13 protein-coding genes are annotated in these 13,496 nt (G+C 44.9%); 5 read left to right on the top strand and 8 right to left on the bottom strand.

Annotated features, from left to right (window positions below):
* Positions 1-333 precede the first annotated feature (333 nt).
* Complete coding sequence (locus ABXT60_RS01415) at positions 334-789, top strand: DUF4426 domain-containing protein (RefSeq protein WP_443631003.1); 456 nt, start codon at positions 334-336, stop codon at positions 787-789.
* 16 nt (positions 790-805) lie between these two features.
* Here ABXT60_RS01415 and hemW read toward each other — a convergent pair whose 3' ends face one another.
* The 8 genes from hemW to ABXT60_RS01375 form a co-directional block, all read right to left on the bottom strand.
* Positions 806-1,966, bottom strand: a complete 1,161-nt coding sequence (hemW, locus tag ABXT60_RS01410; RefSeq protein WP_443631002.1) for a radical SAM family heme chaperone HemW — start codon at positions 1,964-1,966, stop codon at positions 806-808.
* Positions 1,966-2,571, bottom strand: coding sequence for an RdgB/HAM1 family non-canonical purine NTP pyrophosphatase (gene rdgB / locus ABXT60_RS01405; protein ID WP_443631001.1), 606 nt, complete (start codon positions 2,569-2,571; stop codon positions 1,966-1,968). The genes hemW and rdgB overlap by 1 nt, the downstream gene beginning before the upstream one ends.
* A gap of 30 nt (positions 2,572-2,601) precedes the next feature.
* Positions 2,602-3,216 carry a helix-turn-helix domain-containing protein gene (locus ABXT60_RS01400; protein WP_443631000.1) on the bottom strand — a complete coding sequence of 205 codons (615 nt, stop codon included), beginning with the start codon at positions 3,214-3,216 and terminating at the stop codon, positions 2,602-2,604.
* A 17-nt stretch (positions 3,217-3,233) separates the two neighbouring features.
* Positions 3,234-4,622, bottom strand: a complete 1,389-nt coding sequence (locus tag ABXT60_RS01395) for an L-serine ammonia-lyase (protein WP_443630999.1) — start codon at positions 4,620-4,622, stop codon at positions 3,234-3,236.
* 206 nt (positions 4,623-4,828) lie between these two features.
* Positions 4,829-5,845: an ester cyclase gene (locus ABXT60_RS01390; protein WP_443630998.1), complete on the bottom strand. Its 1,017-nt coding sequence runs from the start codon at positions 5,843-5,845 to the stop codon at positions 4,829-4,831.
* 11 nt (positions 5,846-5,856) lie between these two features.
* Positions 5,857-6,738: a carbohydrate ABC transporter permease gene (locus ABXT60_RS01385; RefSeq protein WP_443630997.1), complete on the bottom strand. Its 882-nt coding sequence runs from the start codon at positions 6,736-6,738 to the stop codon at positions 5,857-5,859.
* Positions 6,739-6,759: 21 nt separating this feature from the next.
* Complete coding sequence (locus tag ABXT60_RS01380; RefSeq protein ID WP_443630996.1) at positions 6,760-7,788, bottom strand: carbohydrate ABC transporter permease; 1,029 nt, start codon at positions 7,786-7,788, stop codon at positions 6,760-6,762.
* Positions 7,789-7,895: 107 nt separating this feature from the next.
* The gene (locus ABXT60_RS01375; RefSeq protein ID WP_443630995.1) at positions 7,896-9,143 is read right to left on the bottom strand and encodes an ABC transporter substrate-binding protein; all 1,248 of its coding nucleotides are present in this window, start codon (positions 9,141-9,143) and stop codon (positions 7,896-7,898) included.
* A 392-nt stretch (positions 9,144-9,535) separates the two neighbouring features.
* On the opposite strand from ABXT60_RS01375, the gene ABXT60_RS01370 reads away from it, so the two are divergent.
* Genes ABXT60_RS01370 through ABXT60_RS01355 form a run of 4 tightly spaced genes read left to right on the top strand, consistent with a single transcriptional unit; the run spans position 9,536 to position 13,495 of the window.
* Positions 9,536-10,582 carry an ABC transporter ATP-binding protein gene (locus ABXT60_RS01370; RefSeq protein WP_443630994.1) on the top strand — a complete coding sequence of 349 codons (1,047 nt, stop codon included), beginning with the start codon at positions 9,536-9,538 and terminating at the stop codon, positions 10,580-10,582.
* Between the two features lie 12 nt (positions 10,583-10,594).
* Complete coding sequence (locus ABXT60_RS01365) at positions 10,595-11,134, top strand: ester cyclase (protein ID WP_443630993.1); 540 nt, start codon at positions 10,595-10,597, stop codon at positions 11,132-11,134.
* A gap of 1 nt (position 11,135) precedes the next feature.
* Positions 11,136-12,446 (top strand): histidinol dehydrogenase, encoded by a 1,311-nt coding sequence (gene hisD, locus ABXT60_RS01360; RefSeq protein WP_443630992.1) that lies wholly within the window; start codon positions 11,136-11,138, stop codon positions 12,444-12,446.
* Positions 12,446-13,495, top strand: a complete 1,050-nt coding sequence (locus ABXT60_RS01355) for an ester cyclase (RefSeq protein ID WP_443630991.1) — start codon at positions 12,446-12,448, stop codon at positions 13,493-13,495. The genes hisD and ABXT60_RS01355 overlap by 1 nt, the downstream gene beginning before the upstream one ends.
* The last annotated feature ends 1 nt before the right edge of the window (position 13,496 follow it).

The raw sequence follows: 13,496 nt of genomic DNA, 5'->3' as shown, positions 1-13,496 counted from the left end.
CTATAAATCTGGATCGATAATTGATGTAATAGTGTCTCATATTGGATGCATGGAGACTACTAGGGATGTGTCTTCAAAGGTGCTTTAAACGTTTGGTTAACAAGACCCAGCAGTCTTTTAAATAAACCTGTCTCTTCAAACTTATTGGCAGGCCAGCACCTTAAGCGGTCAACAGCGGCATCACAGAAGCCAAAACCTCTTCATTGCTCCAGTAATTAAGATATTATCTATTTCATCTTGCTCTTGATTTAGCTTTTACTTTTTGCAACGAATCACGCACACTTGGTAGCCCATAAAGCGTCCGATGTGCGCGTCTAAAGAAGCCAGAAAACCATGAGTCCTAAAACACACCATAGCCTTATCTTTCGCTTAGTGCTAGCTTCACTAACACTTTCGTTTGTGTTGCCTAGCTTCGCAGAACAGGCCATCCATAGCCAAAAATACGACATCCACTATAATGCCTTTAACACCATGATAGTGACACCTGAAGTGGCTCAAACTTATGGCTTCACTCGTGCCAGAAACCGCGCATTACTCAATGTGGCAGTGATTGATAAAGCCACAAAAAGACCTCTTGCTGCCATGGTCACAGGCACTAGAACCAACATTATTGGGCAAGTATTACCGTTAGAATTTCAGCAAATAAAAGAGCAAAATGCTATTTACTACATTGCCCAATTACGTTTCACAGAAGAGGAAATGTGGCGTTTTGAGCTAAAGATACAGCCAGATTTAAATGCAAAGGCAATACCGTTAAAGTTTAGTCAAACATTTTATTTGGAGCAGTAGCCTATAATTAAACTATTTATTCAAAATAGCCTAACAGGTCATTTAAAAAGCGCCATCCTAGGGGAGTAGCCTGAAGCCTATCTGGCATCATCAGTCCAGCCTTTCTAGCTGATGCAATTGCCCCCTCTACTTGAGCCAACGATTGCCCAGTTTTGGCTAGGTAGCTAGCCGAAGAAACGCCCTTTTGAAGACGCAGAACATTCATAAAAAATTCCAGCTTTAGCTCTTCTGGGGCAACACAATGGCTTGACGCCAGTGGTGTAATAGATTCCATATAAGCCTTAGGTTGGCGCAACTTTACCCTGCGTTCTATAACCATTTCACCATCATGCCAACGGCTCACTTTGCCATGAGCTCCAGCTCCAACACCAATGTAATCGCCAAAGTTCCAGTAGTTAAGGTTATGCTGTGCCTGACTCGTTTGTTTAGCATACGCTGAAATTTCATACTGACTTAACCCAGCCGCTTCGATAAGTACTTGGCCTTGATCTTGAATATCAACCAAAATGTCTTCATTAGGTAAGTTAGGAGGGCGGCTATGGAATTCAGTATTAGGCTCAATAGTGAGCTGATACCAAGAGAGGTGATCAGTGCCAAATTCCAATGCTTGCTGCAAATCGGATAACCCACTCTCAACACTCTGCCCTGGCAAACCATGCATCAAGTCTAAGTTGATGCGCTTAAACCCTAAAGTCTGAGCTTTACCAATAGCCAACTTAGCTTGGGTAGCATCATGTATGCGGCCTAAAGCTTGTAAACACCCATCGTCAAAACTTTGCACGCCAATGGACAACCGGTTAATACCCTGTTCTAGAAAGCCAGCAAATTTTGCTTGTTCAAAGGTTCCGGGGTTGGCCTCTAAGGTGACCTCCATGCCGTCTTCACAATTAATATTGGCTTTAACAAAATTTAGGATTTCACCGATGCCCAAAGCGCTCATTAAACTAGGTGTGCCTCCACCAATAAAAATACTATGCAAAGTACGACCACTGACAGCCGCCAGTTCTTTGCTAAGGTCTGCAAGTAATGCCCTAATATAATGAGCCTCAGGAATGGCTTCTCCACCCTGAGTGGCATGGGAGTTAAAGTCACAATAAGGGCACTTGCGCACACACCAGGGGATGTGCACGTAGAGGCTAAGGGCAGGCATCGCTATCTGGTGGCTAACGGATTGCATTAATTTTGCGCTAACGCACGCTGTAATTGAGACAGGGCTTTGCCACGGTGGCTGATGGCAATCTTTTCTGTAGGACTTAGTTGCGCAGCACGGCAGCCTTTTTCTATTACTTGAAAAATAGGATCGTAGCCAAAGCCATGGTCGCCTTGGGCACTATCCATGATTACACCTTCCCACGCAGCTTGGCAAATAAGTGGGGTGGGATCGGTGGCATGGCGCATGTACACCAGCACACATTGAAATCGAGCAGTGCGCTGGCTTAGTGGAATATCTGCCAGGTTAATAATTAGTTGGGCGCTATTGGCGGCATCTTTAGCGTGACCCTTTAAATTAGAGTCAGCATAACGGGCAGAATAAATTCCTGGAGCACCACCTAACACATCCACTTCTAGACCTGAGTCGTCAGCTAAAGCGGGCATACCGGATGCTTGGGATGCATAGCGCGCCTTAAGAATTGCATTTTCAACAAAGGTAAGGCCTGTTTCTTCAACCTCTTCTGAAACAAACTGGCTTTGTGGGACTAACTCAATACCCAAAGGCACCAAACACTGGCCAAACTCTTTTAACTTACCAGCGTTGCCGCTTGCCAAAACCACTTTTTTCATTTTTAGGCCGTTGTGAATGGGGGTTTAGGCTTAGAGTGCAACACACACCCAAAGCACTAGCGCATCTTCTTTACTGGTCGATACCACCGCATGACCCATAGTGCTATCAAAATAAGTGCTGTCACCTTCGCTAAGTGCCAGCGGCTCATATTCTTCTGTATACACCAGCACATCGCCGTCTAGTACAAGCAGCAGCTCTTCACCTTCATGCCTCACCCAGCCACCAAATTCATCCAACGTGCGAGCACGAACACGGCTTTTAAAAGGCACCATGCGTTTTGAATCTAATTCTGTAGCCAACAACTCATGTTCATAGGTAGCTGTTAGGTGCTCGCGGCCTTCCTGTTTTTTGGTCACAGTCCGGCGGCCAGAGATGCGCACTTCTTTTACAGGTGCGAACAGCTGAGGCATATCGATAGCCAAACCAACAGCTAGTTTTTGCATCAAATTAAAGGTAGGTGACAGCTGATTATTTTCCATTTTTGACAAAGTGGATTGCGCTACACCTGTCACTTTGCTGGCCTGCTGCAAAGTCATTTGTCGATCTTGTCGCAAAGCCCTGAGACGCTCACCAAAATTACCTTGCTGCGCAGCCGGGCTTGGAACAGGAGGTAATATGCCCGCTTCGGGACGCAGTGTAGACATGCGTTTCTCCTCCCTTGTTAACAGTTGGTCACGTTGACTGCAAGCCCCCCACGGGAGGTTTCTTTATATTTATCCTGCATATCAGCACCCGTTTCACGCATAGTCTTGATTACGTCATCCAGCGATACCAAATGTTCACCATCGCCACGCATAGCCATATGCGCAGCATTAATAGCTTTGATAGAACCCATAGCATTACGCTCAATACACGGCACCTGAACCAACCCAGCAATAGGGTCACAGGTAAGGCCTAAGTTGTGTTCCATGCCAATTTCAGCAGCATTTTCAACTTGCTCAGGAGTACCACCTATCACTTCAGCTAAACCAGCAGCAGCCATGGCACAGGCGCTACCCACCTCACCTTGGCATCCCACTTCTGCCCCTGAAATAGATGCATTGAGTTTACATAAGATACCCACGGCAGCTGCCGCCAGTATGAAGCTAACAATACCCTTATCATCAGCTGATGGATAGAAATTATCGTAATAATGTAACACAGCAGGAATAATACCCGCAGCACCATTGGTGGGAGCGGTCACAATACGACCACCAGCAGCATTTTCTTCATTAACAGCCATAGCATAAAGGTTTACCCAATCCATGGCAGATAGCTGTGGGGTAATCACTTTTACAGATCCCAAGCTACTAAGCTTTTGATACAAGTCTGCAGCCCGACGCCTCACATTAAGACCACCAGGTAAAACGCCTCCGGTATGGCAACCATTGTGCACACACTGCTGCATCACCTTCCACAGGTGCAAGATTTTACTTCTTACTTCTTCTTCTGTGCGCCAAGTCTTCTCATTCTCCATCATTACCTGACTAATACTCATACCTGAAGTCTTGCAATGAGCAAGCAACTCAGCGCCAGAAGTAAATGGGTAAGGCACTTTGGGTTGATCTTCATCTATGGGTATTTCGTCAGCTTTCGCTGCCATTTCGTCAACAATAAAGCCACCACCCACTGAATAATAGGACATTTCTAACAACACATTACCAGAAGCACCAAAAGCACTCATGGTCATACCATTAGGGTGATAAGGAAGTGATTCCTCCAGATTAAGAATAACGTCACGGTGTTGAATAAACTCAACTTCATGCTCACGGTTGAGTGGCAACCGCTCATTAGCCATAATTTCATCTAACATAGGCTGTACTTGTGGCGGATCAATAGTATCTGGTGCCTCACCCAATAAACCAAGAATTACAGCAATATCACTGGCGTGGCCTTTACCAGTGGCGCCAAGAGAGCCAAAAAGCTCTCCTTTAACTCGCGTCACTTGCGTTAACTTACCTTCACTTTTCAGCTGTTCTACAAAAGCTAAGGAAGCCCGCATGGGGCCCACAGTATGGGAACTAGACGGGCCAATGCCTATTTTTAGTAAGTCAAATACGCTTAAACTCATTTTTGATGCCTTCGTAGTGGTCAGGCCACTAGGTTAAATTAATAACCTTGAACTATCACCTAATACTTGCCATACCATCTACCTTGGTGCGACACACAAGTAGCTTTAAGCTCCAGACACAAGAGTTTATGCACTATCTAGTCGTTCAAGCAGGCCCGCACAGGCAAACACTAACTGCCACCATGGTATTTCCCCACATAGAGCAGTTAATGGGCGCCAGGCACATCATTAAGTGTTGTTCTAGCCAAAATATCAACACCCTGCTGATTCCAGAAATGCAACAGGTCAATAAATACCCAATTTTCCGCCAACTTATCTCCATCACGACGGTAAATATCAATCACACGCATCTCAGCAGACTTGCCCGTTGCAGGCATACCCATGAAACCACCAATAGGCTCTAGGGTTAAATTTGGCCAACCAAAAAATCCACCAAATTCACCTTCAGCCATGCGGCAAATATGGCCATTAAAGTCGCGGTTTTCGAATCCCGCTCTAAACGGCCCAGAGTGTTGCTGAGCGTAACGTGGGATGGTGTAAGTGGCACCAATGCCTGTTGGGCCCCACCAAATCATGTCTTCGTGCCAACTCAATCGTAACTCATCTTCTAGGGATAGTTCATTACTCCATTCACCTAACGCATTAATCATGTGATTAATCGCAGCTAAGGTCTTTTTACCCTGTTCCGACGCTTGCTCATTAAACATTAAGCCAGTGTGAGAAATAGGCCCAGGCTGCACAAGCTCAGCCGCAGTCTGAGGAGGGAATGGCTGCAAGCCCGCTTGCACCATCAAGTGTGGGATATCGAAAAACATGGCTGTTTCTGCTATTTTACCGTTTTCAACCTTATTGAATTCACAGTATCTGAGCATCGCCATTTTTCCGGTGGGCTTAATGCCCAACCAAGGCTCGTCAAACAAGCCCATCAGGTGGCCCATAGAAACCACCCACACAGATGAGAAATTATCGATCTCGTTGCAACCTGCCATGAAGATGTCTTGGCGGCGCTGCAAATGCTTTAAAGAATGTCGCAGTGGCTGCCAAAATAACCCTGCTACTTGGGCTGCAGAGGTTTGCTCATGGAAAGGATGGTAACCTCGCCAAAGATAATCATCAGCTGTATAGTTTTGTATCACTTTACCTAATGCTTCTGGGCTAGAAGTGTCTAAACGCTTGTAAAAATCAACTACTAAGGCTTTTGCTGCCTGAATATCATTTTTCATATTTAATTAATTTATCCTTTGACTGCACCAGTAGTTAAACCGGATACAATTTGACGCTGAAAGAACATGACCAAAATAAATAATGGAATCATCGCTGATACTACTGCAGCTACTGCAAACATCACATTACCTTCTACTTGAGTAGTTCCTAAAAAGCTTGCAATTTTTGGTATCATCGTTTGGTTATCTTGGCTCAACAAAGACGCAGTTACGGCAAAGTCGTTGTAAGCCAATAAAAAGCTAAACAGCCCTGTAGTAATCACCCCTGGCCACATGACTGGTATTATAACGTGCCGGAATGCTTGAAAGCGGGTGCAACCGTCTACCATGGCACTTTCGTCAAGGTCTTTGGGGATATTTAGAAAGAATGAGTGCAGCATCCACAAGGTAAAGGGCTGGTTAATGGCCACCAAAACTATAATTGAAGTAGGTAAATAACCCCAAACATTCCACTCAAAGAAAGGTAAAAGATAACCTGACACAAGAGTAATGTGAGGCATTGCTCGAAACACTAAAGCCAGCATAAGGATCCAGAAAGAGTATTTAAATCCAGATCGAGCTAGGGCGTACCCTCCCAAAGTGCCCAAGGTAAGAGAAATAATAACTGTAGAGACTACAACAATGGCGGTATTGATAACAGATTCACCAAATCCATGTTCTACCCATGCGCCGTAATACCCATTGGTGGTAAAAAAATCACCTGTTTCAATCATGGTTCGCACACCATAAAGCGCATTAGTCCAATCTGCTTTAGAAAAGAAATCCCCTTGCACTTTAAAGGAGCCCCAAAGGGTCCATAAAAACGGTGATGCAGCAACCATAATCCACAGAACAACGAATCCTGTTGAAATAATAGCTAGACTAGTAGAGCGACGTTGCGCTGGGTTTGACATGATGTGCTCCTTACTTAAGCTTTAATGTGCTGTGCGGCTAAAATCACGCCAAGTACGAAAGAGCACGGGTAACAATAAAATAGCAACACCAACAATAGTGAGCATAGAGGTTGCTGCAGCTGAGCCAAATAATTGAGTATCAGATGTTAAATCTTTGTATATGATCCAGCTTAATGACGTCGCACTAGCCTCTGACGCAAAGCTAACAATCGGCTCAAGCACCCGGAAATTGTCCATCAACTGCATTAAGGTAATGAACACAACCAATGGTTTCATGTAGGGCACCACGACATAACGAATACGTTGCCAGCGGTTGGCTCCATCTATGGTTGCCGCTTCCAGAGTATCCGTTGGAACTGTTTGCAGCCCAGCATAGAAAACGATAAAAGAAAACGGCGCCGAATGCCAGATACCATAAACTATGAGCATCATCCACGTGAGTGCAGGTGACGCTTTTAAAGATAAGTTAGGGTCGTTAAAAAGGGATTGTATTGAAGCACCAATAACGCCCTCTCCATCAATCATCCAAAACAAAATTAACGAGCCAATCAACGGTGTCACAATCATTGGCAAAAGGGAGACAAAAATAGTAGGGCCTTTAGCAAATTTAGGCAGTGCATTTACGCCTAGGGCTATAGCAAGACCCAATACAATAACAAAAGGAGTCACCACGAACGTGTAGGTTAACGTAAATGCTAGTGCTTTATAAAAGGGAAGGTTGAGCAGTTTATTAAAAAACATACTCATATTTTCACTATTGCTCCAAGCCAAGCTTATCTCGTCAAAAGCAAGATGATTGCGATTTGTATAATTATCAAAACCACTGAACTGCCCTAGTGGTTGATCTGTCCTAAGCTGCGCGGTAGCCTCCACATCAATAACAGTGACTTGTTTGCAGCCAAATGGCCCACAGCTTTCAGAGCTAACAAGAACTTTCTCATGCTCTACGTGCAAAGACTGGGTTATTACAGAGATTACCGGAAAGGCGATAAACAAAATCATGGCCGTTAACGACGGAATAATAAACCAAAAAAATGTACGATGAGGCATGTAAGTAATTTCCGTTTATACAAAAGGCTTGGGCAAAATAACTATTCAAAAGAAAGGGGCACAGGCTAATTAGCCTTGCCCCCTTTACTAACTAGAGTCAGTAGGTTTTATAGAAAACCTTTCTCTTTGGCAGCAACATTGTAAGCTGCTTCCATGTCAGCTAATGCTTGCTCTGCGCTCTCACCACCTTGTAAAAAGTCAGATAGTTCTGAACCTGCAGCGCTATGCAAGGCGCCCATAAATGGATACATTGGATAAGGTGCAGCGCCATTCATCGCTGTAGAAGTTACACCTGAAGCTGCTTTACTAGGCACATAGCCTTCGATCAACCAAGTAGCTGCGTCATTATTCGCTTGTACCATTTCAGTAGAAGTACCATTCATCATAGCAATAAAGCTAGCTTCGGCATCTGCATCAGAAACGTTCTTGGCTATAACGAAGCCATCCCACCATAGAGACGAGGCTGGAATGCTACCACCATTAAAGCTTGGGGCTGCTGCAAAGTCAGTGTTCATGACAACTTGTTGAGTAGATCCTTCATCATCTAGCACACCTGCTGTTCGAGAACCCCACATAGTAGCAAGAGCAAGCTTACCGCCTTCCCACATTGCTTGAGTCGCATTGGAGTCAAATGTTAGGTAGTCAGGATGTGAGTAGCTAACCAGGCTTTGCAGCATGTTTAAGGTAGCAATACCATGCTCGTTATTAATGCTCACCTGAGCTGTCCCAGGTACAAACATATCTGCACCAGTACCAAGATACATGTTGACAAACTCTTCACCTAAGTTCCAACCGGCCTTGGTATTCAATGCAACAGGGTACTCCATAATGCCAGCATCACGGATTCGTTGAGCAGCAGTTAAGACCTGTTCATAGGTTTGAACTTCATCTGCACTCATGCCAACTTGGCTTAGGATGTCGGAGCGGTAAAATAGGTGCTGAGCGTTGGCCATAAAGGCTACTGCCATTACTTTCCCATTAACTGTCACCAACTGTGATTTATTTAAGCTTGAACCGTGCTTGGCTACAAGATCATCCAGTGAGCGAACCAAACCATCATTCATGAGGGTAACCAGAGTGCCATTTGATACAGTTAAGGCTGTATACTCAGCTGGATTAGCTGTTAGGGCCGGCACCATCAGGTCTTTGTAATCTTTGTTGTGATTTTTAGTCACGGTAACACCATTGCCTGCGCATTGCTCAGCTGCAGAAAACACAGCATGTAATGCAGGGAAATCGTTACCCATTATACTCACGTTGGCATTGCCTTCTATGCCACATTCTGCAAAAGCGGCGGAGCTGGATAAAATTGCAGCAGCAGTTGCGGTGAGAGCTATCGTTTTTATTGTGCTCATGATGAACGCGTCCTCTTTGAATTTATTAATGTGAGACCAGCGTGGCCTTGTTTTATATACGTATTTGATCCACATCATATAATAACATTGGAGATGGATTGCATGCGTAACCAAAATTCTACTATGTTTTGACAGAGATTAGCAACTATTTAAATCTCAAACCACTTAACAACATTGATAATTATACATAACTAATTGTTATTAATGAATTAAATAAATAATGGTTTCAGATTTATTTTTAAATGATCTATTGTCATTACGATAAAATGCTTATATATACTCATTTAATTAGCTATTCTTACATCCTAGCTATTGCCTTAATGAATAAAATCTGATAATTTTTGCATACGTATCTATTTTAGATTTTCAGACTCAACCACTGTGGCAGACATATGGCAGAAATAAAGCTCCGTAATATTGGCAAGCGCTGGGGCGACTTCGTGGGCGTCGATAACTTTGATTTAACCATTGCAGATAAAGAATTTTTAGTCCTTCTTGGTCCCTCTGGCTGTGGCAAAACTACAACCATGCGCATGATCGCAGGACTAGAAGAGGTGACCGAAGGTGAGATCATCATAGATGGGGAGGTCGTCAATGGCCTCGACCCCAAGGATCGTGATGTGGCAATGGTTTTTCAAAGCTACGCCCTGTACCCGAACATGAACGTCTATGAAAATATACGATTTCCATTAAAAGTACGCAAAGTTCCGAATACGGATCATCACGATCGAGTGATGAAGGCCGCTGCCATGGTGGAGCTGGAGGATTTTTTACACAGAAAGCCAGCCGAACTATCTGGTGGACAGCGCCAGCGTGTAGCCCTGGCAAGAGCCATAGTGCGCAAGCCCAAAGTGTTTTTAATGGATGAGCCTTTATCTAATTTAGATGCCAAATTGCGCGTATCGACACGAGCTCAAATAAAAAATCTATCCCATGAGCTGCAGGTAACCACAATTTACGTTACCCACGATCAAATAGAAGCTATGACCCTGGCAGACCGTGTAGTTGTGATGAGTAAAGGGGTAGTTCAACAGGTAGGAACGCCGACAGACATCTACGACAATCCTGCTAACACGTTTGTCGCCAGCTTTATTGGCTCTCCAGCTATGAATTTGGTAAGTGGTCATCTTGAAGGAGGTATTTTTAAGACGAAAGACATGACGGTACCTGGATTTGATGGCAGGCCAGACGGCCCTGTGACGTTAGGTTTTCGTGCTGAAGATGCCGACGTTACTGCTGTCGAAGCAGAATTAAACCTACAGGTATTTTCCTTGGAGCTGCTGGGAGATTCTACTATGGTCACCGCTCGGGTAGGTGATGGTTTAGTCTCAATAAAGGCAGGGAAAGATTATCGCGTAAACATCGGTTCTAACTTTAGTGCCACCATTACAGCTAGCTTATGCCATCTATTTGATGCGCAAAGTGGGCAAAGACTATAAAGCGAGGCAAGAATGAAAGGTAACCGTCCACAACAAGCTCAACTGAGCTGTGACACCGACATGTCAAAAACTGCAGCAACACGTGCAGTGATCGAATCGATGGTAGATGGTCTAAATGATCATAGGATTGCTGATATTGGTGATTTTTTTAGTGAGTCATTCCGTTGGATGGGCAACCAAGGCTGTGGTACCAAACAGGGTTTAAAGGAGTTTCAAACACATTGGCAACAGCCTTTTCAGGCTGCGTTCTCTAACAAAGTTTGTGTTGATGAAGCACGCTTGTATATGGGTGAATGGGCCGCCGCATTTGGTCGTCAAGAGGCTATCCATAGTGGTACTTTTATGGGTGTTGAGCCTACTGAAAAAAAAGTAGAGATTCGCTACATGGACTTCTGGAAGGTTGTTGATGGAAAAATTTGTGATAACTGGGTGATGGTAGATTTTCCTCACGTATTATCTCAGTTAGGCGTAGACGTTTTTAATGGTGAAGGCTGGGAAGCTTTTGATCGGGGAGAAAAGAATTCCCCACGAGCAGATGAGATGAGGAAGTAACATGGCGATTACCTATTTAAAAAGCAGCAAGCCAGCCGCTGACAGAGCCCAAGATGATGCTCGCACTAGGGCAGTAGTAGAAGCTACTTTAGCTGACATAGACGCTAGAGGAGACCATGCTGTGCGGGAGTTGGCTCAGAAATTTGACAATTACGCTCCTGCATCTTTTCGTTTGTCTCAGGAAGACATTGAGCGCATTATGGCCAAGGTCTCAGCGCGAGATATGGAAGACATCAAATTTGCCCAAAAACAGGTACGTAATTTTGCCCAAGCCCAGCGGGATTCAATGTTGGATATTGAAGTAGAAACCATGCCCGGTGTGATCCTTGGTCACAAACACATTCCCGTGCAATCGGTAGGCTGTTATGTGCCCGGTGGTAAATTCCCCATGGTGGCCTCTGCCCATATGTCGGTAGCTACTGCCAGCGTTGCAGGTGTGCCTAGAATTATTGCCTGCACCCCCCCGTTTAATGGCGAGCCCAATCCTGCCGTAATCACCGCAATGTACTTAGGTGGCGCCCACGAGATTTATGTTTTAGGCGGCATTCAAGCTGTGGGTGCGATGGCTATCGGTACAGAAACCATAGAGCCAGTACACCTATTGGTTGGCCCTGGTAACGCCTATGTAGCAGAAGCAAAACGGCAGCTATTTGGCCGCGTAGGTATTGATTTATTTGCAGGCCCCACGGAAACCATGGTGATTGCAGACAATACAGTTGATGCAGAGATGTGTGCAACAGATTTGCTCGGCCAGGCAGAGCACGGTTATGACTCACCAGCAGCGTTAGTGACGACTAGTCGCTCTTTAGCAGAAGCCACCATGAAGGAAATAGATCGCTTACTAAAAATCCTCCCTACTGCAGACACTGCTTCTGTAAGCTGGCGCGATTACGGTGAAATAATTCTTTGTGACACTCACCAAGAAATGCTTCAAGTGTCTGAAGACAAAGCCTACGAGCATGTACAGGTAATGACCGATCGAGACGACTGGTTCTTGGAAAACATGACTTGTTATGGCGGTTTATTTTTGGGCCCTCGCACTAACGTGTCCAACGGTGACAAGGTTATTGGCACTAATCATACTTTACCTACTAAAAAAGCTGGCCGTTATACTGGTGGCCTTTGGGTAGGAAAATACCTAAAGACTCATAGTTATCAAAAAATAACCACTGACGAAGCCGCTACATTAATTGGCGAGTACGGCTCTCGTTTGTGTATGCTTGAAGGCTTTGTTGGCCATGCCGAACAGTGCAACTTACGTGTGCGTCGATACGGTAATAAAGATGTCCCCTATGGCACTGGTGCCGAATAATGCCTAATGCTGCGGACAATAAAGAAATTTTGACGCCGCTGCTAAAAGCGATGCATGATTTTGAAGGCGATCACGTAAAAGCACTGCTACAAGATTTGATGGGCGATGATGCACTAGCTCATCTGTGCTTTCCATTTAATGATATTATTGGTCCTACTGGTTTTTATGAAACCTGTTATGCCCCACTTTTGCTGGCGATGCCTGATCTTGAGCGACGTGATTTAATCGTGATGTCTGGTACTACCGCCCAGGGGAATGAATGGGTGGGATGCGCAGGCCACTACTTAGGCACTTTTATATCTCCTTGGCTAGACATACCTTCTACGGGGCATATCACCCACATGCGCTTTCACGAGTTCTTCCGCTTTGAACATGGAAAAATTGTAGAAATACAGGCCATTTGGGACATTCCAGAAGTAATGCTGCAGGCGCAAGCATGGCCCTTATCACCCTCCTTAGGTTGGGAAGGCTTCATTCCAGGCCCAGCAACTCAGGATGGTTTGTGTATTATTGATCGACTCCCGGGACAAGGCGAAGCCAGTGCTCAACATGTACTTGATATGTTAAGTCACCTGGTTTTGCACCCAAAACAGGGTGGCCCAGAAGTAATGCAACTCCATAAGTTTTGGCACCCTCGCATGAATTGGTATGGCCCATCAGGCATTGGTTCATCACGAGGTATAGCAGGGTTTCGGAACTGGCACCAAATTCCATTTTTAAATGCTATGCCTGATCGGGGAAGCCAGGACCATCACTTAGATTTCCACTTTTTTGGTGAAGGAAACTACGCTGCGGTCACCGGTTGGCCCAACATGAAACAAACTATCACCTTGGGTGGTTGGTTGGGCATCGCTCCGAGTGGGCAGGAAGTTAGCCTACGCAGTCTCGATTTTTGGCGTATGGATGGCACTTTAATTCGGGAGAATTGGGTATTAGTTGATTTGTTAGACCTCTACCATCAAGTGGGTATTGATGTATTTGCTCGCTTGCGTGAATTCAATAAAGCCCGCACTATGAGCAGCCTTAAATATGATATTGGAGAGGCATAAT

Source organism: Candidatus Njordibacter sp. Uisw_056, assembly GCF_047730085.1.
Lineage (GTDB): Bacteria > Pseudomonadota > Gammaproteobacteria > Pseudomonadales > Balneatricaceae > Njordibacter.
This window is presented reverse-complemented; position numbering and strand designations above follow the sequence as displayed.